Annotated in this window: 22 protein-coding genes; 9 read left to right on the top strand and 13 right to left on the bottom strand. The window is 70.1% G+C overall.

All coding sequences use genetic code 11. The annotated features are described in order from the left end of the window. Positions 1–70: 70 nt before the first annotated feature. Genes H8R02_RS09135 through H8R02_RS09120 form a run of 4 tightly spaced genes read right to left on the bottom strand, consistent with a single transcriptional unit; the run spans position 71 to position 3613 of the window. Positions 71–538, bottom strand: coding sequence for an EVE domain-containing protein (locus tag H8R02_RS09135; protein ID WP_187081068.1), 468 nt, complete (start codon positions 536–538; stop codon positions 71–73). Then, a complete protein-coding gene (locus tag H8R02_RS09130) occupies positions 535–1353 on the bottom strand; it encodes a tetratricopeptide repeat protein (protein ID WP_187081067.1) in 819 nt (272 codons plus the stop codon). The genes H8R02_RS09135 and H8R02_RS09130 overlap by 4 nt, the downstream gene beginning before the upstream one ends. Beyond that, positions 1347–2603, bottom strand: coding sequence for a phosphopyruvate hydratase (gene eno, locus H8R02_RS09125; protein WP_187081066.1), 1257 nt, complete (start codon positions 2601–2603; stop codon positions 1347–1349). Before eno ends, H8R02_RS09130 begins: the two co-directional genes overlap by 7 nt. Continuing rightward, on the bottom strand, positions 2600–3613 hold the full coding sequence (locus H8R02_RS09120) for a phosphotransferase (RefSeq protein ID WP_255429235.1): 1014 nt from the start codon (positions 3611–3613) through the stop codon (positions 2600–2602). Before H8R02_RS09120 ends, eno begins: the two co-directional genes overlap by 4 nt. Before the next feature lie 42 nt (positions 3614–3655). Between H8R02_RS09120 and H8R02_RS09115 the strand changes: the two genes are divergently transcribed. Further along, entirely contained in the window at positions 3656–4555 is a 900-nt protein-coding gene (locus H8R02_RS09115; protein ID WP_187081125.1) for a ketopantoate reductase family protein, read from the top strand. 56 nt (positions 4556–4611) lie between these two features. On the opposite strand, the gene H8R02_RS09110 is transcribed toward H8R02_RS09115, so the two are convergent. From H8R02_RS09110 to H8R02_RS09095, 4 genes are all read right to left on the bottom strand, one after another. After that, positions 4612–5313, bottom strand: coding sequence for a head GIN domain-containing protein (locus tag H8R02_RS09110; RefSeq protein ID WP_187081065.1), 702 nt, complete (start codon positions 5311–5313; stop codon positions 4612–4614). Next, positions 5310–6047, bottom strand: a complete 738-nt coding sequence (locus H8R02_RS09105) for a LytR/AlgR family response regulator transcription factor (RefSeq protein ID WP_187081064.1) — start codon at positions 6045–6047, stop codon at positions 5310–5312. The genes H8R02_RS09110 and H8R02_RS09105 overlap by 4 nt, the downstream gene beginning before the upstream one ends. Beyond that, positions 6044–7132, bottom strand: a complete 1089-nt coding sequence (locus H8R02_RS09100; RefSeq protein ID WP_187081063.1) for a sensor histidine kinase — start codon at positions 7130–7132, stop codon at positions 6044–6046. The genes H8R02_RS09105 and H8R02_RS09100 overlap by 4 nt, the downstream gene beginning before the upstream one ends. Before the next feature lie 93 nt (positions 7133–7225). After that, the gene (locus H8R02_RS09095) at positions 7226–8902 is read right to left on the bottom strand and encodes an MFS transporter (protein ID WP_187081062.1); all 1677 of its coding nucleotides are present in this window, start codon (positions 8900–8902) and stop codon (positions 7226–7228) included. Between the two features lie 67 nt (positions 8903–8969). Here H8R02_RS09095 and H8R02_RS09090 point away from each other — a divergent pair, with 67 nt between their 5' ends. Together H8R02_RS09090 and H8R02_RS09085 are read left to right on the top strand one after the other, a co-directional pair. After that, complete coding sequence (locus tag H8R02_RS09090) at positions 8970–9734, top strand: SDR family NAD(P)-dependent oxidoreductase (RefSeq protein ID WP_187081061.1); 765 nt, start codon at positions 8970–8972, stop codon at positions 9732–9734. Between the two features lie 52 nt (positions 9735–9786). Continuing rightward, positions 9787–10233, top strand: coding sequence for a type III secretion system chaperone family protein (locus tag H8R02_RS09085; RefSeq protein ID WP_187081060.1), 447 nt, complete (start codon positions 9787–9789; stop codon positions 10231–10233). On the opposite strand, the gene H8R02_RS09080 is transcribed toward H8R02_RS09085, so the two are convergent. The 3 genes from H8R02_RS09080 to H8R02_RS09070 form a co-directional block, all read right to left on the bottom strand. Next, positions 10234–10725, bottom strand: a complete 492-nt coding sequence (locus tag H8R02_RS09080; protein ID WP_187081059.1) for a 5' nucleotidase, NT5C type — start codon at positions 10723–10725, stop codon at positions 10234–10236. Further along, positions 10725–11099, bottom strand: coding sequence for a hypothetical protein (locus tag H8R02_RS09075; RefSeq protein WP_187081058.1), 375 nt, complete (start codon positions 11097–11099; stop codon positions 10725–10727). The genes H8R02_RS09080 and H8R02_RS09075 overlap by 1 nt, the downstream gene beginning before the upstream one ends. A gap of 62 nt (positions 11100–11161) precedes the next feature. Beyond that, a complete protein-coding gene (locus tag H8R02_RS09070; RefSeq protein WP_187081057.1) occupies positions 11162–12058 on the bottom strand; it encodes an NHL repeat-containing protein in 897 nt (298 codons plus the stop codon). A 36-nt stretch (positions 12059–12094) separates the two neighbouring features. On the opposite strand from H8R02_RS09070, the gene H8R02_RS09065 reads away from it, so the two are divergent. Then, complete coding sequence (locus H8R02_RS09065; RefSeq protein WP_187081056.1) at positions 12095–12775, top strand: aspartate/glutamate racemase family protein; 681 nt, start codon at positions 12095–12097, stop codon at positions 12773–12775. Then, positions 12768–13964 carry a Bcr/CflA family efflux MFS transporter gene (locus H8R02_RS09060; protein WP_187081055.1) on the top strand — a complete coding sequence of 399 codons (1197 nt, stop codon included), beginning with the start codon at positions 12768–12770 and terminating at the stop codon, positions 13962–13964. The genes H8R02_RS09065 and H8R02_RS09060 overlap by 8 nt, the downstream gene beginning before the upstream one ends. On the opposite strand, the gene H8R02_RS09055 is transcribed toward H8R02_RS09060, so the two are convergent. Next, complete coding sequence (locus tag H8R02_RS09055) at positions 13937–15274, bottom strand: hypothetical protein (protein WP_187081054.1); 1338 nt, start codon at positions 15272–15274, stop codon at positions 13937–13939. The two genes, H8R02_RS09060 and H8R02_RS09055, sit on opposite strands and share 28 nt — an antisense overlap. Positions 15275–15470: 196 nt before the next feature. On the opposite strand from H8R02_RS09055, the gene H8R02_RS09050 reads away from it, so the two are divergent. The 4 genes from H8R02_RS09050 (at position 15471) to H8R02_RS09035 (ending at position 24178) form a co-directional block, all read left to right on the top strand. Continuing rightward, the gene (locus tag H8R02_RS09050) at positions 15471–16601 is read left to right on the top strand and encodes a GDSL-type esterase/lipase family protein (RefSeq protein WP_187081053.1); all 1131 of its coding nucleotides are present in this window, start codon (positions 15471–15473) and stop codon (positions 16599–16601) included. 64 nt (positions 16602–16665) lie between these two features. Next, positions 16666–19143, top strand: a complete 2478-nt coding sequence (locus H8R02_RS09045) for an RCC1 domain-containing protein (protein ID WP_187081052.1) — start codon at positions 16666–16668, stop codon at positions 19141–19143. Continuing rightward, a complete protein-coding gene (locus H8R02_RS09040; RefSeq protein ID WP_187081051.1) occupies positions 19140–21518 on the top strand; it encodes an RCC1 domain-containing protein in 2379 nt (792 codons plus the stop codon). Before H8R02_RS09045 ends, H8R02_RS09040 begins: the two co-directional genes overlap by 4 nt. A 47-nt stretch (positions 21519–21565) precedes the next feature. Then, on the top strand, positions 21566–24178 hold the full coding sequence (locus H8R02_RS09035) for an RCC1 domain-containing protein (protein ID WP_187081050.1): 2613 nt from the start codon (positions 21566–21568) through the stop codon (positions 24176–24178). A gap of 6 nt (positions 24179–24184) precedes the next feature. Here H8R02_RS09035 and H8R02_RS09030 read toward each other — a convergent pair whose 3' ends face one another. After that, a complete protein-coding gene (locus tag H8R02_RS09030) occupies positions 24185–26053 on the bottom strand; it encodes a caspase family protein (protein ID WP_187081049.1) in 1869 nt (622 codons plus the stop codon). Between the last annotated feature and the right edge of the window lie 28 nt (positions 26054–26081).

Raw genomic sequence — 26081 nt, 5'->3', positions numbered from 1 at the left:
CTGTTCGAAGATCGTCTTATCTTCGTCAGGCAAGCACGGCCGCGGCGTCAGTGCGCGGCCTACGTCGACGTCAGCCGCTTCGGCTCAACAATTTCTCGATGGCCTTCCAATGCCTGGGCTCGACAGGCGTGATCGAGAGCCGGTTGCCACGCTTGAGCACGAGCATGTCTTCCAGCTCCGGTCGTTCGCGCATTTGGGCGAGGGAGACCAGCGGAATCTTCTTCACGATCTGCACATCCACGAGCATCCAGCGCGGCTCTTCCTTCGTCGCCTTCGCGTCGTAGTACTTGGACTTCCTGTCGAACTGGGTGGGGTCGGGGTAGGGCGTGGACGCGACCTTCGCGATCCCCGCGATGCCGGGCTCCGGGCAGCTCGAGTGGTAGAACAGCACGCCGTCGCCCACCCGCATCTGGTCGCGCATGAAGTTGCGCGCCTGGTAGTTGCGCACGCCGGTCCACGGCACCGTCTTCTTCGGCGCCGCGAGCGCGTCGTCGATGGACACCTCGTCGGGTTCGGACTTCATCAGCCAGTAGTTCATTGCTTTGCTCGTGCCTTGTGCAGGCCGGAATAGTAAGCGGCGCGCGCCTCGTCGCCCTTGGCCCGGTAGAGATGCGCCAGCTCCTCGAACACATACTCGTCCGGCTCGCCAGCGGCCGCGTTCTCGCGCTCCAGGGCGAGCTGCATCGCGAGGGCCTCGTCGTCGCGCTTCAGCGCGCGCAGGGTCCACGCGACCATCCACCTGGCGACGCGGATCGAACGCGCATTGCCGGACTGTTCGCGCAGGGCAAGCGCCTGGCGGAACTCGGCGAGCGCTTCGTCGTAGCGGCCCAGCTGGTGCAAGGCGTAGCCGATGTTGTTGCGCACCGAAGCCTGCCACCGCTGCGCCGCGGGCTGCTGCGAGGCGAGCACGACGGCGAGCGCCTCGCGGCCCCACTTCAGCTGGTCAGCCGGTGCCGTGTCGAGGAAGGCGAACATGTGGATCGCGTCGATCGCGAGCGCGTCGAGCGCGCCGGCGCGGGCGATGTCCAGCGACTTCTGGAAAGCCGCGCGCGCCGTCGCCACCGCTTCCGGCGTCTGCGACTCCTTCGGGTGCGTCGCGGACGACCAGGTGCGGCCCAGCTCCAGCCAATAGCGGGCCTGCGCCTCGGGCCCGGAGCGAGCGATGGCGGGCTCGATGACACGCAGCACCTCGCGCGCGCGAACGAAGTCCTTGCGGATGCCGTACGTGCGCGCGATCTGCGTCTGCAGGACGAGCACGTCGTCGCCTTGCGCGGTAGCGAGCGCATCGCGGAAGCGCTGTTCGCTCACCTCCGGCTTGGAGAAATCCCAAAGGGGCGCAACGTCGATCACCATTGCCAGCCTCCGAACCTCAACCCGTCGCGGGCCTCCAGCCGCACGCCTTCGTTCCACTTCGCCATGCGCTCGGAACGCGCGAACGAGCCCACCTTGAGCTGCCCCGCATTCCAGCCGGTGGCGAGGTGCACGATCGTCACATCCTCGGTCTCGCCGGAACGCGCGGAGACGATCGCGCGGTAACCTGCGGCGCGAGCGGCATCGAGCGCCGCACGCGTCTCGGTGATCGTCCCCGCCTGGTTCGGCTTGACCAGCACGCAGTTGCAGGCGCCCACCGCAGCCGCGTGCGAAACGCGCGAGGCGTTCGTCACGAGGTAATCGTCGCCGACGACTTGAACGCGGCCGCCCACGGCACGCGTGAACTTCACGAGGCCGTCTTCGTCGTCCTCGGCCAGCGGGTCTTCGATGGACACGATGGGGTACTTCTCCACCCACCGCACGAGTTTCTCGCACAGCGCATCGGAGTCCAGCTCCACGTCCTCCAGCGCCAGCTTGTAGCGCCCGCCGTGTCCGAATTCGGAAGACGCGATGTCGAGTGCGATCGACACGTCGCGGCCCGGCACCAGCTTCGCGCGTTCGATGGACTCGACGAGCGCATCCAGCGCCTCCTCGTTGCGCGTGAACGCGGGCCACCAGCCGCCTTCGTCGGCCACGCCCGCGAGCGAACCGCGCTCCCGCATCAGTTCGCCCGCGCAGCGGTACACCTCCGCCGTCATCTCCAGCGCCTGCTGGAACGACGTGGCGCCATTGGCGATGACCATGAAGTCCTGCACGTCGACGCGCCGCCCGGCGTGCGCGCCGCCGCCGAAGACCTGGATCTGCGGAACCGGCAGCACGGCCTCGTCCGCACCGGCAAGGTAGCGCCACAGCGGCATGCGTGCGCAAGCCGCGGCCGCATGCAGCACCGCCATCGACGTGGCGATCAGCGTATTGCCACCCAGCCGCGATTTGTTCGGCGTGCCATCCAGCGCCACCAGCGCCGCGTCGATGCCGGCCTGGTCCCGCACGTCGCGCCCCGCCAGCAGCGGCGCGATCTCGCGCGACACGGCGGCCAGCGCCTGCTGCACGTCGAGGCCACCGAACCGCGCCCCGCCATCGCGCAACTCCACCGCCTCGCGCGTGCCGCGCGACGCGCCCGCCGGCGCGATGCCGATCCCATGCGTGCCGTCTTCGTTGGTGACTTCCACTTCCACCGTGGGACGCCCACGCGAATCCCAGACCCGGCGGGCCGCAACCTGCGCGATCTTCATCCGGCCAGTTCCTTGCGCCAGTGCGACGCCACCTCGTGCGGCGAGTGCAGCGGGAACACGATGATGGGGATGGCGCCGTTGCGCACGCGCTCGCGGCGGTCCTCGGCGAGGTATTCCACCGGCGACTTGCCGTCCACGCGAGCGAGCGTCAGCGCCGGGAGCAGAGAGCCAACGCGGCGCTCCAGCGCGTTCTGCGGCTCCCAGTCCACGTGCAGCAGGTACGCGTCCACGAAGGCGTCGAAGGACTCCAGCAGCACGCTGGCGAGCTCGGGCACGTGCACGGCCTTGAGCACGAAGTGGTTCAGGCAGAACGCCACGTCGAACGCCGGGTCGCCGAACCATGCGCATTCCGCGTCCAGCAGCACCGGGCCGTTCGGCCCGAGCAGGATGTTCTTGGGGCTGACGTCCCCGTGCACGAGAACGCGCCGCGTCTCGGCGGTGCGATGCACCAGCTGCGCCAGCTTGTCAGCGAGCGCAGGGTGGGCCTTCGCGGTCTCGAGCAGGTAGGGCTCGAGGCGGATCGCGTGGAAATTCGCATCGGTCGCAAAGCGCCGCGCGACGTCCGGGTCGTCCGCAGTCGCGGCGTGCACGCGGCCGAGCAGCGCACCCACTTGCGCGGCAACGTTGGGGTCGACGCGGCCCGCAAGCAGGTCCGCCTTCCAGTTGCGGTACTCGGGGCCGAGGAACTCCATCACGAAGCTCTTGCTCGCCTCGTCCTGCCCCAGGACGCGCGGCACGTGGCCGGGCGCGATGGCGTCCACGGCCTTGAGGTAAGCGATCTCGGAGAACACGCGTTCCACCGGCACGAGCCACTCCTTGGCCACCTTCAGCTTCGGCAGCGCCTGCTTGACGCAGTAGCTGCCCGAGCGCAGGTCCACACGGTAGATGCCGGAGGAGACGCCGCCGGCCAGCGCCGTGGCGTGCACGTCCTCGGCCGGGGCGGCCAGCCCCAGCGCCAGGAAGATGTGCCGCATGGCGGCGGCATCGTGCGACAAGTCCACGTAGGCCATGCGGGGCATTATGGCGATGCCAAAATGAAATCCATGAACAAATTGCAAGTCGCGGTGATGGGTGCGGGCGCGGTCGGCTGCTACTTCGGCGGCATGCTCGCGCGGGCGGGGCATGACGTGACGCTGGTCGCGCGACCGCAGCACGTGGAGGCGATCAGCCGCGACGGGCTGCGGATGGAGACGCGCACCTTCGATGAATACGTTCGCCTGAAGGCAGTGCCGGATGCGCAAGGCGCGAAAGGTGCGGACGTCGTGCTCTTCTGCGTGAAGTCGATGGACACCGAGGAAGCCGGCCGCCAGCTCAGGCCGCACCTGCGGCCGGACACGCTGGTGCTGTGCCTGCAGAACGGCGTGGACAACGCCGACCGCTTGCGCACCGTGCTGCCGGACCACGCCGTCGCCGCCGCCGTCGTGTACGTCGGCACCGAGATGGCCGGCCCCGGCCACCTCAAGCACCATGGCCGCGGCGAGCTGATGATCGAGCCGTCGGCGCGCAGCACCGAATTCGCCCAGGCGCTCAACGACGCCAAGGTGCCGACGCAGGTTTCCGACAACGTGCGCGGCGCGCTGTGGGTGAAGCTGATCCTCAATTGCGCGTACAACGCGGTCTCCGCCATCGCGCAGCGGCCGTACGGCGAGAACGTCAAGGGCGTCGGTATCCTCGACGTCATGCGCGACGTGGTCGACGAGTGCAAGGCCGTTGCCAGGGCGGAGGGCGTCACGCTGGCCGGCGACCCCGACGCCGCCATCCGCGCCATCATGGAGACGATGCCGGGGCAGTACTCCTCCACCGCGCAGGACCTTGCGCGTGGCAAGCCGAGCGAGATCGACTACCTCAATGGCCTGATCGTCAAGCGCGGCGAGGCGCTGGGCATCCCGACCCCCGCGAATCGCGTGTTGTGGGCGCTGGTGAAGCTGATCGAGACCAAGCCGAAGCCCTGAGCCGCCGCGTCACCCCGGGCTTGACCCGGGGTCCATGGCGGCGAGTCGAGCCGTCTTCACTTGTTCCCCTTCGCATTCACGGACCCGATCGCCGAGATCTCCTGCCGGATCTTCGGCTGCCCCCAGTAGTTCACCTGGCCCACGCCGGACACGACCACACGCAGGTCGTCCGTCACCCACACGTCGGCGTTGCCCACGCCGCTGATGACCACGGTGCCCTGCACGGCTTTCATCTTGTCGGCCGTGACCTTGCCCTTGCCGGACATGTGCAGCTGCAGCTCGTCCACCGCGCCGCCGCCGAGCACGCCTTCGCCGGCGCCGGAGATGTTGAAGCGCAGCTGCTTGGCATTGACCTGCGCGAGCTTCACTTCGCCCGCGCCCGAGATGTCCACGCGCAGGTTGTCGGCGCGGATGGGCCCGCGCGCCGCGATGTCGCTCGCCCCGGAAATCGTCAGGCGCGAGATCTCGCGCATCTGCACGCGCAGCTGCACCGGCTCGCGGTTCCAGAACTTCCAGTCGTCCTCCGTCGAGATATCGAGGCGGCCGCTCTTCGACAGGTGCAGCTGGACCTTCGCCCGCACGCCGTCCTCTCCCACGATGGTGACCTCGTCGCGCGGCCCCTGCGTCAGGTCCACGCGCGCGTTGCCCGAGATGCTCAGGCGGTCGAACGGGCCGGGCGTGAGCGTCTGCTGGCTCGGTTGCGCGTGGGCCGCTGCGGCCGACAGTGCCGCGAGGAGGAGAAGAAGGCGACGTTTCATAGCGATTGCTCCCGCAGTTTCCTGCTGACCTCGCGGCTGGCCGTGATGCGCGTGCCGTCACGCATCTGCACCACGAGCTGCGAGGACTCGTTGGGTTTCATGGACTGCACGAACTCCAGGTTGACGATGCAGCCTCGGTGCAGCTTGAGGAAGCGCTGCGGGTCCAGCTGCTGCTCGAAGCTCGTGATGGGCAGGCGCACCAGGTAGCTCTGGCCGCGGCTCGTGATCGACGTGTACTTGCTGTCGGACTGCAGCAGCTCGATGGTGTCCACCGCGACGGGGATGATCATCCCGCGGTCGCGCACCAGGATGCGCGTGAGCCGCTGCGGCTCGCGCACCTGTTCGAGCGCTTCGAGCGGCGGTGCCTCGCTGCGCGAGAGCGCGTGGTCCACGGCCTCGTCGAAGCGTTCGCGCGAGAAGGGCTTGAGCAGGTAGTCGGCGGCGTGCAGTTCGAAGGCGGCGAGCGCGTGCTCGTCGTACGCGGTGGTGAAGATCACGGCCGGCTTCAGGCCCGCATCGCGAACGCCGCGCAGCACCTGCAGGCCGTTGAGGGCGGGCATCTCGATGTCGAGCAGCACGAGCTGGGGCTCGAGGTCCTTGATGGTCTGCAATGCGCTTTCGCCGTCGGCGCAGGTTGCGACGAGCTTGAGCGACGGGGTGTCGTGCACCCAGTCCGCCAGCGCTTCGGCGGCGAGCGGCTCGTCTTCGGCGATGAGGGTGGTGATTGTGGTCATGCGGGTTGCGGAATCCACAGGTCGACGCGGAAGCCCGCGTCGGGCGCCGTCGAGATCGACATGCGCGCGCGGCCGCCGAAGTCCAGCGCGAAGCGGCGGCGTAGCGCGGACAGCCCGATGCCGCTGCGTCCCTCGGCTGCATCGAGCTTCGAAGGGTCGCACCCGGCGCCGTCGTCCTGCACGCACAGGTGCAGCACGCCTTCGGCGGCATCGCGCTCACTGACGATGCCCACGCGGCCGCCTTGCTTGCGCGGCGCCACGCCGTGCACGATGGCGTTCTCCACCAGCGGCTGCAGCGTGAGCGGTGGCACTTCGTCCTGCAGCGTGTCGGGGTCGAGCGACCAGTCCACCTGCAGGCGCGGGCCGAGGCGCAGCGACTCGAGCGCGAGGTAGTTGCGCACGAAGTCCAGCTCGTCCTGCAGGCTCACGCGGTCCTTCGCCTCGCGCTGCGTCGCGAGCACGTAGCGCAGCATGTCGCTGAACTGGTGCAGGGCCTGCTCCGCGCGCTGCGGGTCCTTGCGCGTGAGCACGATCACCGAGTTGAGCGTGTTGAACAGGAAGTGCGGGTTGAGCTTGCCCGTGATGGCGGCGAGCTCGGCGCGCGCCAGGTCCGCTTCGGCCTGCGCGGCAGCGATCAGCCCGGCGCGGGCACGGCGGGCCTGCAGCACGGCCGTGAAGCCGATGGCGATGCCCGCATAGACGACCAGCCCGACGATCTCGCGCGACAGCAGCGCCTTGCGCAGGTTGGCGCCGGCGTGCTCGGGGCCGAAGGCGAGCCACAGGCCGGCGAAGTCCAGCAGTTGCCACGCCGCGCCGAAGAGCAGCGCGGCGCCGGTGTGCGCCGCGACCAGCGCGGGCAGCGACAGCGCGCGGGCGTCGAGCCAGCGCACCCAGGGGAAGAGCAGGGCGCCCAGCAGGGCCGCGGGCCAGAGCGCCCAGGTTGCCTGGTAGATCGCCTCCCAAGCGGACCAGGTGCCCCGCTGGGTGTCGAGGTTGGCCAGGATGTGCAGCAACCAGGCGAGGACGCACCCGCCCACGTACGCCCATGTGACGCGGGTGGTGGAGGCGGGGTCCTTGGGGTGCATGGTCGGGATGCTATAGGCGCTTTCCGTTCGCGGCCGCGACCTTGCGACGAATTGCAGGATGGCTGGGTTGAACCGTCGCAGCCCGGCATGACGTTACGAAACTGCTGCCCAGTTCCTGCGCGAAAGCGCGATCAGCACGATCCCGCCCAGCAGCGGCACGACGTAGACAAGACCCTGCGCCACGGGCTGCAACGCCGGCGCCAGCTTGTCCACGTAATACCGCCCATGCATCGCCAGCAGCAATGGCGCCGCCCACAAAGCGGCGGAGCGCCACGGACCCGCGCCCTCGCCGAGCACCTCCCGCGCCGCCAGCAGGAAGAGCGCCGACCCGATGAACACCAGCGTGAAGAACGTCCCCATGATCGGCTGCGCCTTTCCGAGAACGTCGTGGTTCGCCCAGTACAGCAGCCATGCCAAACACAACACGCCCAGCACCAGCGACATCTTCTTGGCCCGCCCCTGCGCCAGCGAATCCGAGAACGAGACCTCGCGCTTCATCGCCGGCAGCAGCAGGCAGCACAACGGCCCCGTGATCGCATCGACCAGCAGCGTGACCGGGTAGCCCCACGCTTCCACCGCCACTCCCTGCCACATCGCCGCGATGGCGATCGCGAGGTTCATCATCGCCATGTACGCGGTGAACTGCGTCGCCGCCACGCGCGGGTTGGTCACGTCCATCATGATGGCCGTGCGGGTGCCGTACATCAGCCCCTGGAACACCGAATACCAGAAGTTCGCGATCCAGAAGTGCCAGATCAGGCCCGGCAAAGGCGCACCCCCGGGCTCGCGCGGCATCACGTAGCCGGCCTGCTGCAAGATCCACATCAGGTACAGCACCGGGAAGCTCATGCCGAGCATGTACACGGCCAGCGTGCGGCGCCGCCCCCACTTGTCCGAGAGCCAGCCGCCGATGACCATCGCCACGGACGACACCAGCCCCGTCCACAAGGCGAGCGCGCCGACCTCGTCGTCCTTCATGCCGATCTCGACGGCCAGGTTCGACTGCAGCGCGAGCCCGAGTGACATCGCCCCGGCCGGCAGCAGCGCGAAGAAGAGCGCGTAGAACGCACCGCGCGTCCCGATGAACGAGCGGAACGACTCCACCGCGAAGCTTCGCATCTCCTTCGCGGCCGCTCGCCACCGGCTCTCGCCCGGCGCGACCTCCAGCGCCTGCGCCGCGGCCTCCTTCATCGGCAGCACGATGGCACCCGTCACCAGCGAAATCGCCAAGGCCACGAAAACGAAAGTGGTCTGGAACGGCACCCAGTCCAGCAGGAACAACACGCCGCTGCCGCCCAGCGCCTGGCCGACGCCGGCACCCGCGAACATCAACCCGTTCGCCAACCCACGTTCGTCCTCGCCGAGCGTGTTGACGGCCAGCGAATCGATCGCCACGTCCTGCATCGCGCCGAAGCTGTTGTGGATGAACAGGATGACCGTGAACAAGCCCAGCTGCGAGGGCAGCGGGATGGGGATGAGCGCGAGCAGCGTCACCACCATCATCACCTGCGTGAAGAGGATCCAGCCGCGCCGGTGCCCCCAGCGCTTGGAGCGGTAGACGTCGATGAAGGGTCCGACCGCCCACTTGAACGCCCACGGCAGGTAGAACGAAGCGACGAACGCCCCGATCTCCGCCGGCCCCACGCCTTGCCGCCGCAGCTGCGTGGCGATGGCGGTCGCGGCGAAGCCGAGGGGGATGCCCTCGGTGATGTACAGCGCGAAGAAGGCAGTGAGCCGGCCCTTGCGGGTCGCAAGCAGGTCGGGGAGCATGGGGCGCATCGTAACCAAGGGAAGCCTTGGATTCCCGCCTGCGCGGGAATGACGCAGACTCGGGCCCATGAAGCAAGTCGCACTCATCACGGGCGCCGGCACCGGCGTCGGCGCGGCCACCGCGCTGCAGCTCGCCCGCAAGGGCTGGAACATCGTCGTCAACTACTCGCGCAGCGCCGCCGAAGCGCAGGAGAGCGCGGCCGCGTGCCGCGAAGCCGGCGCCGACGTGGTCGTGCAGCAGGGCGACGTCTCGCAGGACGCCGACTGCCGCGCGCTCGCGCAGGCGGCCGTCGACCGCTGGGGCCGCATCGACGCGCTCGTGAACAACGCCGGCATGTCGGTGTTCGGCAAGGACGCGGAGTGGGACGCGCTCGACGCGCAGGCGTTCCAGAAGATCCTCGCCGTCAATACGCTCGGCACCTTCCAGATGGTGCGCGCCTGCCTCGCGCAGCTGAAGGCGGCCAAAGGCTGCGTCGTCAACGTGTCATCGGTGGCCGGCGCGCTCGGCGTCGGCTCGTCGATGCCCTACATCGCCTCCAAGGGCGCGGTGAACTCGATGACGCTCAACATGGCGAAGACGCTCGCACCCGACGTGCGCGTCAACGCGGTCTGCCCCGGCCTCATCACGTCGCGCTGGTTCGTGCAGGGCGTCGGCGCGGAGGCGGCGCAGAAGGGCCGCGAGGCGTACGAAGCCGGTGTGCCGCTGCACAACGCGTGCTCGCCCGAGGACGTGGCCGACGCCATCGTCTACCTCGTTGGCGCGCGCACGGTGACGGGCGAGCTGTTGCTGCTGGACAGCGGCATGCACCTGGCGGGGGTGGCCCGGCGCTGACTGGAACCATGCCGGCCGCCTTGCCACGAACTCGCGTTGGCAAGGAGAAGACATGACATCCGACCAGTTCAAGGTGCTCCTGCAGGAGCTTGCGCAGCTCGCCGGCATGGCGGACACCACGGGCCTGCTGGAACATGGCCGCGTCCGCGTGGGCGAAGTCCCGGTGGTGCTGGAGCACGACCCCGCTTACGACGCGGAGCTTTTGCAGGTGCGCCTGCTGCTGGGCGCGTTGCCGCCGCAGGAGACCGACCTCGTGGCCCGCGCGCTGCTGGAGGCCAATTACGTCAGCGGCTACGGCGGCGAGTGCGTGTTCAGCCTCATGCCCGAAACCGACGACGCGGTCATCACGATGAAGGTGCGGCTCGTGCAGGGCCTCACCGCGCAGGAGCTGTGGCAGGAGCTCTCCGACGTGGCGCACCACGGCAGCCGGATGTGGGAGTCCATCACCTCGCTCGCGCGGCCCTCGGGCATGCTGCAGGCCGACGGGCTCGCGGCCTGATCAGGCCACCACCAGCTCGAACCAGTTCCGCAGTTCCTCCAGCGTCGTCTCCACCGTGCGGTGGTGCACGAAGATGCCGCCCACCTCCTGCCACAGGTGCGCGTGCTTGAGCATGTCGTCCACCAGCACGTCGCCTTCCTTCGCGTGCTTGCGCTTGTCCACCGCCATCACGGTGATGATGCGCGTGCCCGGGAAGTGCTGCGCCGCCCAGCGCACCTTCTGCTGCGCCGCCCAGTTGCCGCGCGGCAGGCCGGTGAGGATGATCGGGTCGAGGTGGCGCACCGCGCCGAAGAGCTTCATCGCGCCGGGCATCAGGGGCAGGGTGCCGTAGAAGTCCGGGTGCCTGGCGAGCTTCGCCCAGAAGCGCCCCGCGCCGTACTTGTCCTGGAAGTCCTTCGCGCCCATGCCGAGGATCTGCGTGGCCCCCGCGTCGAAATCGGCGAGCACGCCGTCGCAGTCCAGGTAAAGCTGCCGCTTCGTTGCCGCACCCATCAGAACATCGCCCCTTCCAGTTGGACCGGCACCGGCGGGTCGATCGCCTCCCACCCGCGCGCCGCGATCACGTCGTTGCTTTCCTTGGCCTTGCGGCCTTCCGCGAGCGACCATGTGATGTGGTACGTGCCGCCGCCCGGGCGGTCCGTGCTGCCGTCGATGCGCACCACCATCGCCTCCACGCCCTTGCCGTCGTCGGCGCGGCCGACGATCTCGCCCTGCTTCGCGCCGGGCTTGGGCGTCTTCGAGTCCACGCCCGCCTTCAGCGTCACGTGGTCCGCCACCGCATTGTCATACTTCGGCCGGAAGCGGCCGAGCAGCTCGTCGCGTTGCGCGCGGTCGAGCTTCCAGCCGACGACGTGCCATCCGCTCATGTTGTCTCCTGTGAATCGTGCTTCATGATGGCGCTGGTTTCGCAGGCGCGGTGTAGGGCGATTCAGCGCAGGCGGCCCGTCTCGATCCGAAAGATGTACGGGAATTTGGTGGCCCAGCCGATGTACTTCTGCGTGCCCGACTCCGACAGGCCCCACAGCTGGCCTTCGTCGTCGACCGTGAGGTCCTCCAGGCCCGCCGGCATGTCCCAGCTGGCCTGCACCACGCCCTGGCGGTTGAGCCGGTACAGCTTGCCCCACTGCGAATTGCTGGCCGACACCCACAGGTTGCCCGCCTTGTCGAACGCGGCGCCCTGCGCCTCGAGCGGCACCGGGATCGACTCCGCGGCGCGGTCCTCGCGCACGGTCTGGCCGTCGTAGGTGTCGAAGAAGCGCGAGTCGAAGCGGAACATCAGCGCCTTGGGCTGCTCCTTCGTCCACGTGCCGATCCACACGTCCTTGCCGTCGAACGTGGCGTAGGAGCCGCGCAGGAGGCCGGCGATCTTCACGGCCTTCTGCGCACCCGCCGACGTGCCGGTGGCCAGCGCCTTGTCGATGTCCACCAGGAACAGCTGGAAGGTGTCGGAGAGGAACAGCTTGCCGTTGCCCGCGTAGGCCAGGCCGCCCGCGTGCGTGCACGTGCCCGGCGGGATGTCGAAGTGGCCCTGCAGGCGCCCCGTGGCTTTCTCGACGCGGAACACGCGGCACGGCCCGGTGTTGGACTTCAGCTCGGGCGTCGGCTTGTAGCTGCTGACGAACAGGTGCGGCCCGCTGCTGGCCAGCCCTTGCGGCACGTACGTGTCCGCAAGGCCCGGCACGTAGATGCGGTTCGTGAGCGCCGCTGCGTTGGGCACGTCCTCGGTGGTCGCGGTGAGGTAGGCGGGCCGCTCGCCCATCACGGAACCGGTGCTCGCGCACCCGGCCAGCGCCGCCGCCAGCAGCAGCGTGCAGTACTTCTTCATGCGTCTCGTCTCCTTCGAAGTTGGCATACTACTTCGATGCCCGCACGCATCGCCCTCATCCACGCCACGCCGCTGTCGATGGCCCCCATCCAGAGCGCGTTCGAGCGCCACTGGCCGCAGGCGCGGCGCATGAATTTGCTGGACGACAGCTTGTCGGTCGACCGCGCCGATGCCGGCGCGCTCACGCCCGCGATGACGCAGCGCTTCATCGACCTCGCAAGGTACGTGGCGGGCACGGGCTGCGACGGCATCCTCTTCACGTGCTCCGCGTTCGGCCCCGCGATCGAAGCCGCGGGCAAGGCCTGCGGGCTGCCGACGCTCAAGCCGAACGAAGCGATGTTCGAGCAGGCCCTCGCGAGGTCCAGCGACGGCCGCACGGTGAGGCTGGGCCTCGTCGCCACCTTCCAGGCTTCCATCGGCAGCATGTCCGAAGAGCTGCATGCGATGGCCAAGCAGCGCGGCATCGAGGTGGACCTGCAAAGCGCGTTCGTGCCCGAAGCCATGCACGACCTCGCGCAGGGCCGCACGGCGGACCATCACCGCAAGGTCGCCGAAGCGGCGACGAAGCTGAACGGCTGCGATGCGATCATGCTCGCGCAGTTCTCCATGGCCGACGCCGTGCAGCAGGTGCAGGCCAAGGTGGCCCCGCCCGTGTTCACCAGCCCCGACTGTGCCGTGCTCGCGCTGAAGGCCGCGGTGCAGGGCGCGCATGGCTGAACGGCGCGGCTGGCTCACCGCGAACGTCGTCGCGCAGCTGGCCTTCGGGCTGCTGTCGATGACCATCTGCTTCCCCTCGATGCAGGACTGGCCCGCGCAGTTCGGCGCCAGCCAGGCCGCGGTGCAGCTCACCTTCAGCGGCTTTGCGGTCACCTACGGCGGCATGCAGTTGCTGTACGGGCCGCTGTCGGACCGCATCGGCCGCAAGCCCGTGCTGGTCTTCGGCCTGCTGCTCGGCCTGGTGGGCGTGGCGATTGCTGCGTTCGCGCAGAACCTGCCTATGTTGATCGCCGGGCGGCTGGTGCAGGGCGCCGGCTGCGGCGCGAGCATGGTGATGGGCCGCGCGCTGGTGCACGACTTCTTCGAGGGCCGCGAACGCACGCGCGTCATGGCGCTGGTGGGCATGACCATGGGGTTCGTCCCGCCGACGGCCACGCTGCTGGGCGGGCAGCTGCACGTGCGCGTGGGCTGGCAGGCCGTGTTCGTGGTGCTCGCGCTCATCGGCGTGCTGCTGCTGGCCGCCGCGTGGCGCCTGCCGCCGCGCGTGCACGAGGCGCCGCATGCGGGCCGCTTGCGCGACTACGCCGCGGGCTACGCGGCACTCGCGCGCGAGCCCTCCTTCATCTGGTATGCCATGCTGCTCGCGGGCACGACGGGCACTTTCTATGCCTTCCTCGGCGGCGCGCCGCTCGTGCTGCGCGGCTACGGCGTCACGCCGGACCGGCTGGGCTGGTACATCATGGGCCCGCCCATCGCGTACATCGTGGGCAACATCGTGACGACGCGCTTGATCCGCACGCACAGCGAGTACTGGATCATGCTGGCGGGCCAGCTCATCACGATGGCGGGGCTCGTCATCGTGCTCGCGCTCGGGGTGCTGGTGCCGGACAGTGCGCTGGCGTTCTCGCTGCCCTTCATCATCCTGGGCATCGGCCACGGGCTGCTCGTGCCGCCCACGCTGTCCGGTACGGTGGGCCTCGTGCCCGCGGTTGCCGGCTCCGCCGCCGCGATGGCGGGCGTGCTGCAGCAGCTCGGGGGTGCGGTGGGCGGCTACACCGTGGGCCTGATCCCGGGGCCGGGCCAGGTGGACCTTGGGCTCGTGCTGTTCGCGTGGTCGGTGCCGGGGCTGGTGGCGCTGCTGCTGATGCGCGCCGCGGCGCGTCAGGGCGACAGCAGGAAACGCGCGTAGAGCCGCCGCGTCTCCGCGTCGAAGAACTTGCCCGCGGTCGACGGGTCGATCTCCGAGACGAACTGCCAACCGAAGATGAGCACGCCGTCGAACGCGAGCGACAGCTCGAGCTGCCGCGCGGTGAAGGCGCGGTAAGTCGCGAGGTCCCAGTTGGGGAAGCGGAAGGCCTGCGCGATGTACCACGTCTCCACGCGCGGGTTCGCCGCCTTGGCCATCGCGACGAATCCTGCCGTCCAGTCGTTGAGTGCCTGCACGTTGCCCGGGTCGCCGAACCAGTACGGGTCGGTGCCGACCCAATCCAGCAGCGGGATCACCTCGCGCATGTACGCAACGGTGTTGGGCCGCCCGAAGGTGGCATAGGGGCTCAGCGTCGCGCCGATCATCGCGTTGGGCAGGTAGCGGCGCACGAGCGCGACGGCCGTGCGCAGCGCCTCGAGCTGCGGGCGCAGCACCGCGTCGGTGTCGCGCGTGTCGGCCGGGTTCCAGAACACTTCGTCCGCAACCAGCACGCGCACGCCCGGCACCAGCAAGGCCTGGTTCGCGCTGACGTAGGCGGCCAGCTGCTGCTCCACGTCCGGCGCGAGGCGGCCCGCCAGCTTGTCGCCGGCGGCGGGGCCATGGCCCATGAACAGCATGTCGAGGATGTTCTGCTTGCCCGCGGCCTGGATCGCGCGCGAGGTGGGCAGGTTGCCCGCGTAGCCGAAGGTGATGCGCAGCTCCGACGTCGCCAGCTCCGAGCCGCTGCTGAAGATTTCGCCCACCTTCTGCGCGCCGCTGCCGCTGCATGCCGACAGCGACGTGCAGGCGGCGGCGACCTGCGCGTTGAACGCACGCGCCGCGGTGCCCCACGTGGCGTCGTTCGTCAGACCGGCGAGCAGGTTGGCCAGGTTGTTCGCGATCACGCCGCGCGCCATGTTGCCGTACGCCGCGAAGTACTGCGTGAGCGCCGCCTGCAGGACCGCCAGCGACGCTGCGTTCACGGTCTGTGAATTCACGTTCATGTGCGACAGCACCGCGGCCGACAGCTCCGCATCGCCCATCTGGGGGATGCCGGTGAAGTAGCTCGTGGCGAGCGCTTCGGCCGTGGGCGCGGTGATCTGTGCCCATTCCGCGGCGGTCGGCGCGCGGCCGAAGAAGGCCTGGTACACGCGCATCTGGCCGGTGGCGGTTTCCGCGCTGCGCTGCGCCTGCGCGAGCGGCCGCGTTGAAGCGGTGGCGTGGGCACCGCCGCCGCTGCCGCCTCCGCCGCCGCACGCCGAGAGCCATGCGAGCGCGAGCGCCGCGGCGAACATCCGGAACTGCTGGATCATGCGGCCAGTATGCCGCTATGCTGGCCGGATGTCCGTTTCGGTTCGCGTCCGCGCGTGGTGCATCGCAGCGCTCGCCGTGTTGGCCTCGGCATGTGGTGGTGGCGGTGGCGGAGGTGGTGATACAGCCACCGCACCGCCTCCTAGCGCGGCTTCGCCATCGGTGCAGGTGGCGGCGTGGCTTGCGCCGCAGTCCGACATGACCGAGCCCGGTGGCGTGCCCGCGCTCGTGCCCGCGCTGCAGGAGTTCCAGGCGCAGACCCTGCGGCAGGTGGCGCGCATGGCAGTCTCCGGCGACGCGCTGCGCATCACGCTTTCGAACCAGTACGGCACCGAGGCGCTCGTGGTCCCGAAGGTGCGCGTGGCGCGCGCCTTGGCCGCGGGCGCCGTCGACGCATCGAGCGACACGGCCGTGCTGTTCAACGGCCAGGCTTCGGTGACGATCGCGCCGGGCGCCGAAGCCACGAGCGACGCCGTCGCCTTGCGCGTCGAGAACGGCACCGACGTGTCGGTCAGCCTCTACCTGCCCCGCGCGACCGGCCGCACGGCCCACCGCTATTCCGATCGCACCAACTACCTCGCCGCCGGCGACCAGGCTGGCGCGGGCACGCTCACCGGCGCGCAGCCGCTGGCCTCCGCGTTCTTCATGCCGCGCATCGAAGTGCTGCGCAGCGCGACGCCGCGCGTCGTCGTGGCGTTCGGCGACTCCATCACCGAAGGCTTCGGCACCGCGCTCGACTCGCAGCAGCGCTGGACCGACCAGCTGCGCCTGCGCCTCGCGCAGGCCGGCCGCGACACCGCGGTGCTCAATGCCGGCATTGCCGGCAACCGCTGGGTGCTCGGCGCGCTCGGCCCCGCCGGCGCCTCACGCTTCGCACGCGACGTGCTGCAGGTACGCGGCGTGACGCACGTCGTCATCCACCTTGGCATCAACGACATCGGCAACGGCTGGAGTTACAGCCGTGTGCTCGGTGACGCCGCCCAGCTCGTCACCGCGCAGCAAATCACGGCCGCGATCCGCACGGCGGTCCAGGCCGCGAAGGCGCAGGGTCTGAAGGTCTACGTTGCAACGCTTTTGCCTTACCGCGGCTGCGCGTACTACACCGACGCGGCGCCCTACAACGGCGAGGCCGAACGCCAGGCCGTCAACGCCTTCATCCGTGCCAACACGGCGGGCGCGGACGGCGTGCTGGACTGGGACCTGCTGCTGCGCGACCCGGCGGACCCGCTGTGGCTTCGCCCCGCGTTCGACAGCGGCGACCACCTGCATCCCAACGCAGCTGGGCACGCCGCCATCGCCAATGCGCTCGACCTCATCACATTGAACTAGGGCTGTGCCGCCTTGGCTGCCACGGCTTAAGCTGGTACAAGCGGCCTGACGGAGGAGAACAGCGATGCAGTTTCGCGTGATTCTTGCCGCAGCCGCGATCGTCGTGGGGGGCTGCGGCGGCGGCAACCGGGAGGCCGCACCCGAACCGCCGGGCGCACAGGCAAGGCCGGTGCCGCTTGCCCAGCAGGCGGCCGACCCGACCACGGCGGCCCTGCGCGTGTTCCAGGCGTTCTACGGCCGCGCGCCGACGCGCGACGAATTCCTCGCGTTCCCGGCCAGTTCGCAGACGCTGGCCACCAGCCTCTTCACGGGCATCGGCAGCATGAGCGATGCCGACCTCACCGACGCCGTGCTGCGCCACATGGGCGTGACCGACCAGGTCGTCAACGCCGCATCGCTGGCGGTCTTGCGCACCGCGCTCACGCAGTACTTCGCGGCCTACGGCAACATGGCGCGCGGCGTCATCGTGGACAACCTCGTCGGCCTGCTGGCCGGGCTGGTGAACGACGCAACCTGGGGCGCGGCCGCGCGCGGCTTCAACACCACCATCGACGGCGTGCGGCAACTCGTGGGCGCGTCGACGAGCAACTCCAGCGGGTGCACGCCCTCCGTAGCCCAGGGTTTCGCGGGTGACATCGAAGTCGTCGCCGCTTCCGCGGGCGGCGACGGCGGCGGCGGCTCGGGCGGCGGTGCCGCGGCAGGTGGGGGCCTCGGCAAGGTGCTGGGCGGCGTGATGTCGGTGGTGGACCTCTCCACCGGCGCAACTGTCGGGCAGGGCACCACCGACGCAGCAACGGGCCTGGTGACCATCCGCACCTGCAGCCTCGCCGGGCCGTTCCTGCTCACGCTGGAAGGCGCGGCCGGCGCGCGCTACTTCGACGAAGGCAAGAACGCCTTGCTCGACTTCCCGGCGGGCACCGCGCTGCACGCGCTGGTGGACCGGTGGGACGAGCACGTCGGCGTGTCGCCGCTCACCGAGGCCGCGTACCGCTACGCGCTCAACAACTACCGCGGCAACGCGGCTGCGATCCGCGGCGGCACCGAAGCCTTGCGCGCCGCGGGCAGCCTCGTGGGCCTTACGCGCGAGCAGGTCGTCGCCGCCAACGCCGTCGTCGCGTCGCAGGTCAATTCGTACCTCAACACCGACGTGGCGTTGACGTCCGCGAAATCGCTGCCCACGCCGATCGATGGCGCGAGCGGCTCCACGGCGCTGCGCACGTCGCGCTACGCGGCCTCCGCCAAGGTGAACGGCGGCCTGATCCGGCAAGCCACCGCCTTCAACTCGGTCGCGGCGGCGCCCGCGCTCACGCTCACCGACCAGCTCGCGCGCGACATGACCGATGGCCGCATCGACGGCAAGGCGCTCGACGGCACGCCGTCGTCGCGCGAGCTGCCCGCGTACGACACGTCCGCCGTGTCGGTGAAGACCACCATCGGCGTCGACGGCATGCTGCAGCAGTTCGGCACCGCGTCGCTCTCGTCGGCCGGCGCCACCATCTCGGACCACATCGAGCAGTTCAACTGCTACCGCCAGCTCGCCGCGCTGATGAACACCGGCGAGTTGCGCGTCTACCGCGTCGGCGACCGGGAGGCCATCAACCACACGCAGTGCCCGCGGGCGTCCATCGACGCGCCGGCGCAGCTGATCACCGGCTTCGTCACGGACGTGGTCGGCATCGTCGAGGCGTATGCGGGCATCCTGGCCATCAAGAAGAACGGCGACGTCTGGTTCTGGGGCTACACCAACGGCCGCACCATCGGCACGCTGGCGGCCGGCTACTACGAGCGGCCGGTGCAGGTGCAGGGGCTGCGCAACGTCACGTCCATCGCGGCCTCCGACGTGTGGCCCACGATGTACGCCCGCACCGCGTCCGGCGAGGTGCTGGAGATCCCCTCGGACAACCGCGCGCCGGTCGCGGTGGCCGGGCTCTCGAACATCGTCAAGGTGAGGTCGGCGTACGGCGCGCGCTTCGCGATCGACTCGCAGGGCAACGTGTACGTGTGGGGGCAGGGGCCCGCGATCCCGCACAACGAGACGGGCTCGCGTGCCTCGAGCGTGCCGCAGCGCATGACCGACGTGTCGCGCGTGATCGACATCGCCACCACCGCCAACGGCACGGTGCTGGCGCTGCACAGCGACGGCACGCTCACCTACTGGGGCTACGACGAGTGGCGCATCTTCAGCCTCGGCCAGCGGCCGGCCGCCTTCCACTTCGACCCGGTGCGCGTGACCGACATCTCGGGCATCAAGCAGATCGCGGGCGTCTTCAACTGGGGCCACCCGTGGGCGACGGCGATCTCGCCCGCCGAGAGCCGCGTCGGCTTCTTCCTGCTGCGCGACGACGGGCGCGTCGTCTTCTGGGGCGTGACGCAGTACGAGGCGCTCAACGAGCAGCGCTTCGAGCGCATCGAGTTCCCGCGGCTGGGCGCCACGCGTTCGCTGTCGATCCACCTGTTCAACAGCAACTATGTCTACACCACGGACGGCCGGCTCGTGAACGTCGCCAACCCGTCCGACGACCTGACGAGGCTCGTGCGATGAAACGGCTTGCAGTACTGGCTTGTGTCCTCGCCCTCTCGGCTTGTGGCGGCGGCAGCGAAGTGGCCGCGCCGATCGCACCGGTTGCGGCTGCGCGCCCCGCGCCGCAGGCGCTGCGCAGCGCCGACCTAACCACGGGCTTGCTGCGCGTTTACCAGGCGTTCTTCGGGCGCGCGCCGACAGCGGCCGAGTGGGAAGAGATCACCGCGCCCACCGCCGAAGCGCTGGCCACGAGCTACTTCACCGGCATCGGCCACATGGGCGACGCCGAACTCGCGTCCGTCGTGCTCGCGCACATGGGCGTGACCTCGCAGACCGTCAACGCGAACTCCCTCGCGATCCTGCAGACGGCCCTGACGCAGTACTTCGCCGCGTACGGCAACATGGCGCGCGGCGTCATCGCCAACAACCTCGTCAACCTGCTGCCGGGGCTGGTGAACGACCCTACGTGGGGCGCCGCGGCGCGCGCGTTCAATGCGCAGGTGGATGCGGCGCGGGTAGCGGTCGCGACCTGCACGCCCTCGGTGACCACGGGTTTCCGCGGCAATTTCGAAACGCTCGCCGCGTCCGCCGAAGGCGCGGCGGCGGGCGGCGGCTTCGGCAAGGTGCTGGGCGGCAGCCTGAGCATCACCGACCTGTCGACCGGCAGGCTCGTCGCGCAGGGCACGACCGACACTTCGACCGGCCTCGCGACGGTGAAGACGTGCACCCTCACGGGGCCCTTCCTGCTGAAGCTGGAAGGCCGCGCCGGTGCGCGTTACTACGACGCGGGCCGCGCCGCGCTGGTGGACTTCCCCGCGGGCACCGCGCTCAACGCGATGGTGGACGTGTGGGAAGAGCACGTCGGCATCTCCGCGCTGTCGGAGGCGGCGTACCGCTACGCGCTCGGGAGCCTGGGTGGCACGAGTGCCGCGCAGGTGCGGGACGCCAATCGCACCGTGCTCGGCCTCGTCAACGCGCTCCTCGCGACACCCAACGCGCTGGCGTCGGTGAACTCGCTGCCGGTGCAAGTGGACGCATCCAGCACGGCAACCGTTCTCGGCGCGGGCCGCTACGCCGCTGCCGCGCGCGTGAACGGCGGGCTGGCGCGCCAGGCCGCTGCGTTCAACTCGTCGCTGGCCACGCCTGCGCTGGCGTTCGCCGCCGAACTCGCGCGCGACATCGCCGACGGCCGCATCGACGGCCTCACCAGCACGGGCCAGCGCACAGCGACCGGCGCGGGCAGCTACGAGCTCGCGCGCCTGCCCGTGCACGTGCTCGCGGGGCTCGGTGCGGTGGCCGGGCGCTTCGGCACCGCGGACACCCCGCTCACGCTGGTGGATGAAACCTCCAATGCGATCTCCGCGTGCGGCTTCGTGGATCGTGTAGGCCTGATGGCGAACGGCGAGGTGCGCATCGTGCGGCGCAAGGTGCCGCTGACCGACATCACGAGCGGCGTCACCGAGCACCCCGTGTGCTCCACGGCGCGCCAGCCCGGCCTGCTGCGCGGCGTGATGACCGACGTGACCGCGCTGCAGGGCCTCGGCGCGTGGACGCTGGCAGTGAAGGCCGACGGCTCGGTGCACGTCCTCGGCGACCTCGTCACCGCCGGCCAGTTTCCCGGCGTGGCGGCCGGCGTGCCGCTGGACAACCCGCAGCGCATCGACGGGTTCACGAACGTCACTTCCGTCGCGAATGCACAGGACGCCTTCGCGCGCACGGCCGACGGCTCGGTGTGGGACTTCGGCCGCGCCAACCGCCGCACGCCCACGGACGACTGGCGCACGTCGATCCCCACCACGCTCACGCGAATGCCGGAGCTTTCGAACATCGCGCGTGTGCGTGCCGTGGGCGCAGACAGCTACGTGGCTATCGACCATGACGGCAACGTCTTCGGCTGGGGGCTCGGCTACGACGGTGTGCTGGCCAACGGCACGCGCTTCTTCAGCGGGGCGGGGCAGGTGGGCACCATCCAGCGCATCGAGGCGCCGCGCGTGGCCCGGCCCGCGCAGATCGCGTCGCTGAGCAACGTGGTGGACATCGCCTACTACCGCATGTCCGTGATGGCGCTGCACCGCGACGGCACGGTTTCCGTGTGGGGCACCGACGAATCGCGCATCTTCGGCCGCGGCACCGAGGCGCCGTCGCTGCGGCCCACGCGCGTGGCCGACGTAAGCGGCGTGCGGCAGATCGGCGCCAGCGCGAACGGCTTCCTGCTGCTGAAGAACGACGGCTCGCTGGTCGAATGGACCGCGGGCGGCACGCCCTTGCAGGCGATGCCTTCGGTGCGCGCGCTCTCGCTGTCGCGCGCGATGCAGGAGGAGGCGAAGGTGCACCTCGTGTCAGGCGCCGTCGTCGCACCCGGCGCCGCCGAAGACCGTGCCGCGGCGTTTCGCTGAAGCAGCAAACGCCGCGTGGTGTAAGGTCGGACGACGGAGGGACCTCGATGAAGTTTCGTTTGGACGTGCCGGCACTGGCACTGGTGATGGCACTTGCCGGTTGCGGCGGCGGTGAGCGGGTGAGCATGGCGCAGGCCCCTGCCGCGCAGCAACCGACGGCACAGCAAGCCTCGCAGCAACCCCAGGCCCAGCAGGCCGACCCGACGACGGGCGCCTTGCGCGTCTTCCAGGCGTTCTACGGCCGCGCGCCCACGGCAGCGGAGTTCAATGCCTTCAGCTCGCCGAACTCGATGGTGCTGGCGACCGGCTTCGCGGCGGGCTTTGCGGGCAGCAGCGACGCAGCCCTCACCTCCACGGTGCTCGGCAACATGGGCGTGACCGCTGCGACAGTCAACGCCGCCTCGCTCGACATCCTGCGCACCGCGCTCACGCAGTACTTCGCCGCGTACGGTGCGTCGGCGCGCGGTGTCATCGTCAACAACCTGGTGGGCTTGCTCGCGGGGCTCGGTGCGGACGCCACCTGGGGCGCCGCGGCGCGAGGCTTCAACACCAGCGTCGACAGCGCGCGCGCCGTCGTCACCGCGTCGACGGGCAGCGGCGGCGCCTGCGTGGCCGGCGTGGCCACCGGCTTCCAGGGCGACATCGAGACGGCCGCGGCCAATGCGGGCGCGGGCGACGGCGGCTCGGGCGGTTCCGGCGGCGGCGCGGCCGCGGGCGGCGGCCTGGGCAAGGTGTTGGGCGGCACCATGACCGTGACCGACCTGGCCACCGGCAACGTGGTGGGGCAGGGCACCACCGACAGCGCCACGGGCCTCGTCACCATCCGCACCTGCAGCCTTGCGGGCCCCTTCCTCCTGCGGCTGGAAGGCAAGGCGGGCGCACGGTATTTCGACGAGGGCAGGAACGCGCTCGTCGACTTCCCGGCGGGCAGCGCGCTGCACGCGCTGGTGGACCAGTGGGACGAGCACGTGGGCGTGTCGCCGCTCACGGAAGCGGCGTACCGCTACGCGCTGAACAACTACAAGGCCAATGCCGGCGACATCGCCGCGGGCCGCGCGAGCCTCGCGGCGGGCGGCAGCCTCGTCGGCCTCACGCGCGCGCAGGTGGTCGCCGCCAACGAGCTCGTGCGCGCACAGGTGAACGAACGCCTGACCGCCAACTACCAGCTCGCTTCGGCGCGCTCGCTTTCCACGCCGATCGACTCCGCGAGCAACACCGCCTCGCTGAACGACAGCCGCTACGGCCGCTCGGCCGCCGTCAACGGCGGGCTCGTGCGCGCCGCGAGCGACTTCAACGCGGCGCTCGCTGCACCCGCGCTCACGCTGGCCAACGACCTGGCTCGCGACCTCACCGACGGCCGCATCAACGGCTTCGCGCTCGACGGCAGCGAGATCGCCCGTGCCGACCGCAGCAGCTACGAAAGCGTGCGGCTGCCCGCCGCGGCCAGCATCGGTGCCAACGCCGTGGCCGGGCGCTTCGGCACGCGCCTCACGGCCTCCGTGGGCCGGGTGATCGACGAGATGTCGTTCACGCAGGTCGACGGCGTGGACGCCGACAGCAACTTCAACGTGGACTGCCAGGGCTTCCGCGACGCCGTGGCGCTGATGAGCGATGCCACCGTCACGGTGCTGCGCATGACGCCCAACAACGTGAACGGCGTGTGCCACTACAGCTTCACCCCGGCGGATTTCGAGCGCCAGCAGAAGATCACGCGCTTCATCACCGACGTGAAGTACCTCTCCACCGGCGGCTCGGTGAACTACGCGGTCAAGACCGACGGCACCGTGGTCGGCTGGGGCGAGAATTTCTGCGGCCGGCTGAACCCGGGGCTGCCGAACGGCAAGTACCCGCAGCCCGTGACCATCCCCGGCCTGCGCGACGTCACCTCCATCCGCTCCGACTGGCGCAGCGTCATCGCGCGCGACCGTGCCGGCACGATCTACACGTGGGGCTTCGGCGGGCGCGACACGCGCCTGGGCGGCAACGCGCTGTGCGGCACGACACCCCGGGCCGGTGGCACGCGCGGGGACGAATACCAGGACACCGCGATGCGGCGCTACGACGCCTTCCCCAATGCGATCGAGGTGTACACCAGCGCCGACACCTACTTCGTGCTCACCAGCGACGGCAAGCTGTACGGCTGGGGCGCGGGCGGCATCGGCATGCTCGCCAACTCGGACGGCACGGTCGATCCACAGGGCAACCTGTCCAACTTCACGAGCATCGCCACGCCGACCCAGATTGCGGGGCTGGGGGTCGTGCGCAAGTTCGCCATCGGCAGCGGCAACGCGTACGTACTGGAGGCGAGCGGCACGGTGCGGGCGTGGGGCTCCGACTACGACGGGTACTTCGGCGGCGGCCGGCCGACCCCCACGCCGCGGCCCGTGGTGCTGGCCAACCTGACCAACATCGCGCAGATGGAGGTGACGTGCTGCCGGGGCCTGCGCCTGCGCACCTTCGACGGCACGTACCTGACGATGGGCGGGCTGCGCCAGGACATCCGCTCGGGCGCGGTGTCGGTGGCTCCGCGGCGGGTGACCCCGCCTGAGCCCATCCGGCACTTCGCGGCCTTCCACAACAGCATCGCGGTGTTCTTCACCTCGGGCAAGGTGACGCTCGACTTCGAGGACACCTACGACCAGACCGGCGACTACCGGTAGGCGCGCTCAGCGGCGCGAGCGCGCGGCCATCTCGTAGATCTGCCCCGAGAGCGCGCCGCGCGTGTCGCGCACTTCGCGGATCTGCCTGATGGCCACGCCCCAGTCGGGCTGGCCCCAGTAGGTGATCTTCAGGCGCGTGCCGTCCTGCGCGAGCTGCTCCATCTCCATCTTGAAGGTGTCGAAGCGGCCCGCGGGCACCTCGATGGTCTCGCGCGCCACCACCTTGCCATTGAGCTCCACCCACTGCGTCGTGCCGTCGGGCATGCGCATGATCGAGCGCGTGTACCACTTGCGGCCCACCGAGTACTCGCCCGCGGGGATCCATTGCTGGTACGGGTCCAGCGTGGCGCCGCCGATGGTGCGGATGATCGCGCCGGCCTGCGTGACGCGGTAGCCCTGGTCGAACTCGGCTTCCTCGTCGGTGGCGCGCACGACGGTGAAGACGGGGCGCTCGACCTGCAGCCGGGTGAAGAGGTCGCGCACGACGAACTCGTAGCGGTCGCCCATGCGGAAGCGCTTGGCGGCCAGCGGCTGCACCAGGCCAGTCTGGTCCGCCTGCGGCGTCACCTTGGCGGGCTGGATCACTTCGAGCCGCGCCTGCGCCAGCTCGCTGATCGCGCCGCTCGGGTGCGCGAGCAGGTAGTCGTAGAGCAGGGCGGGGTCGCGCGAATCCTTCAGCTGGTCCCACTTGGCCTTCTCGATGCGGAAGAACTCCTCGCGGCGGCGCTGCGCGTTGGCGTTCTGCAAGGCGGCCAGGGCGACCTGCTCCTCCTGGACCTGCTGCTGCTGGCGCGCCGCGGCAATCGCCATGGCGGCTTCCATCTCGAGGCGCTTCTTGCGTGCTTCCTCGTCGGCGCGGGCGCGGGCCAGCTGCGCTTCGCGCTCGCGAGCCTGCGCCGCTTCTTCCTCGCGCTTGCGTTGTGCGGCCACTTCGCTCTCGCGGCGTGCTCGCTCCGCGGCAATTTCCGCCTCGCGCTTCGCACGTTCCGCGGCTTCGGCCAGCTCGCGCTCGCGCTGGCGCGCGCGCTCGGCTTCCTCGCGCAGCTGCTGCTCGCGCTGGCGCGCGTCGGTGATCATGCGCGCGACGAGCGTCGGGTCGAGCTTGACGGTGTTCTTGCCGTCGTTGAAAACGAAGTCTTCTTCCAGCGTCGTCGCGTCCCACGGCACCTGCCGCCCCTCGGTCTTGCGGCGCACATGGAAGCGCACGCGCTTGAAGACGTCCTCCACGCGCGAGCCGGGGCGGCCCAGTTCCAGGATGAGCGAGTCGGCATAAGGGCCGAAGGGCATCTTGTCGTCGCCGTCCTCGGCGAGTGCGCCCGGCTGCGTGGCATAGGCCAGGAAGGTGCCGATGGGCGCGCCCATCTGCGCAAGGCCGCGCGAGCCGCCGGCGGCCGGGAAGGGGTTCTCGCGGCAGGCGTCCAGCACGATGATGTTCATGCGCGAGCCGGTGCGCGCGAAGGTGTCCAGCACGCCGGCTACATCGAAGGTGGTCTTCGGCAGGTCGGCCGCATTGGTGACGCGCGCATCCACCGGCACCATGTAGTTGCGCCACGACACCTGCAGGCCGTGGCCCGCGTAGTACAGCATCGCGAGGCCGTTGCGCTTGTCCAGCGCCTGGCGGGTGCGCGCGAGTGCGGCGTCCATGTCCTCGCGCGTGGCATCGCGCACGTGCTCGACCTTGAAGCCGAGCGTGCGCAGCGCGGTCGCCACGCCTTCGGCGTCCTTGCCGGCATTGGGCAACGGGTTGGCGTGCTGGTAGGCGGTGTTGCCGATGACCAGCGCCACGCGCACGTCGAGCGGGGACTGTGCTTCGCTGCTCGTGAAAGCCAGGCCGGTGAAGGCGAGCAAGGCACGGGCAACAGCGTAGGACTTCATGCAAGGCGTTGTACCCTATTTGCCGCTC

Origin of the sequence: Ramlibacter albus (assembly GCF_014297445.1) — a bacterium.
Classification (GTDB): Bacteria; Pseudomonadota; Gammaproteobacteria; order Burkholderiales; family Burkholderiaceae_C; genus Ramlibacter; species Ramlibacter albus.
The sequence above is the reverse complement of the archived record's forward strand: the minus strand, read 5'-3'. Positions and strand labels throughout refer to the sequence as shown.

Bases quoted from the DNA above. Each gene is read 5' to 3' on its own strand.
- H8R02_RS09135 (WP_187081068.1), bottom strand. From the start codon at position 538: ATGAACTACTGGCTGATGAAGTCCGAACCCGACGAGGTGTCCATCGAC.
- H8R02_RS09130 (WP_187081067.1), bottom strand. From the start codon at position 1,353: ATGGTGATCGACGTTGCGCCCCTTTGGGATTTCTCCAAGCCGGAGGTG.
- eno (WP_187081066.1), bottom strand. From the start codon at position 2,603: ATGAAGATCGCGCAGGTTGCGGCCCGCCGGGTCTGGGATTCGCGTGGG.
- H8R02_RS09120 (WP_255429235.1), bottom strand. From the start codon at position 3,613: ATGGCCTACGTGGACTTGTCGCACGATGCCGCCGCCATGCGGCACATC.
- H8R02_RS09110 (WP_187081065.1), bottom strand. From the start codon at position 5,313: ATGAAACGTCGCCTTCTTCTCCTCCTCGCGGCACTGTCGGCCGCAGCG.
- H8R02_RS09105 (WP_187081064.1), bottom strand. From the start codon at position 6,047: ATGACCACAATCACCACCCTCATCGCCGAAGACGAGCCGCTCGCCGCC.
- H8R02_RS09100 (WP_187081063.1), bottom strand. From the start codon at position 7,132: ATGCACCCCAAGGACCCCGCCTCCACCACCCGCGTCACATGGGCGTAC.
- H8R02_RS09095 (WP_187081062.1), bottom strand. From the start codon at position 8,902: ATGCTCCCCGACCTGCTTGCGACCCGCAAGGGCCGGCTCACTGCCTTC.
- H8R02_RS09090 (WP_187081061.1), top strand. From the start codon at position 8,970: ATGAAGCAAGTCGCACTCATCACGGGCGCCGGCACCGGCGTCGGCGCG.
- H8R02_RS09085 (WP_187081060.1), top strand. From the start codon at position 9,787: ATGACATCCGACCAGTTCAAGGTGCTCCTGCAGGAGCTTGCGCAGCTC.
- H8R02_RS09080 (WP_187081059.1), bottom strand. From the start codon at position 10,725: ATGGGTGCGGCAACGAAGCGGCAGCTTTACCTGGACTGCGACGGCGTG.
- H8R02_RS09075 (WP_187081058.1), bottom strand. From the start codon at position 11,099: ATGAGCGGATGGCACGTCGTCGGCTGGAAGCTCGACCGCGCGCAACGC.
- H8R02_RS09070 (WP_187081057.1), bottom strand. From the start codon at position 12,058: ATGAAGAAGTACTGCACGCTGCTGCTGGCGGCGGCGCTGGCCGGGTGC.
- H8R02_RS09065 (WP_187081056.1), top strand. From the start codon at position 12,095: ATGCCCGCACGCATCGCCCTCATCCACGCCACGCCGCTGTCGATGGCC.
- H8R02_RS09060 (WP_187081055.1), top strand. From the start codon at position 12,768: ATGGCTGAACGGCGCGGCTGGCTCACCGCGAACGTCGTCGCGCAGCTG.
- H8R02_RS09055 (WP_187081054.1), bottom strand. From the start codon at position 15,274: ATGATCCAGCAGTTCCGGATGTTCGCCGCGGCGCTCGCGCTCGCATGG.
- H8R02_RS09050 (WP_187081053.1), top strand. From the start codon at position 15,471: ATGACCGAGCCCGGTGGCGTGCCCGCGCTCGTGCCCGCGCTGCAGGAG.
- H8R02_RS09045 (WP_187081052.1), top strand. From the start codon at position 16,666: ATGCAGTTTCGCGTGATTCTTGCCGCAGCCGCGATCGTCGTGGGGGGC.
- H8R02_RS09040 (WP_187081051.1), top strand. From the start codon at position 19,140: ATGAAACGGCTTGCAGTACTGGCTTGTGTCCTCGCCCTCTCGGCTTGT.
- H8R02_RS09035 (WP_187081050.1), top strand. From the start codon at position 21,566: ATGAAGTTTCGTTTGGACGTGCCGGCACTGGCACTGGTGATGGCACTT.
- H8R02_RS09030 (WP_187081049.1), bottom strand. From the start codon at position 26,053: ATGAAGTCCTACGCTGTTGCCCGTGCCTTGCTCGCCTTCACCGGCCTG.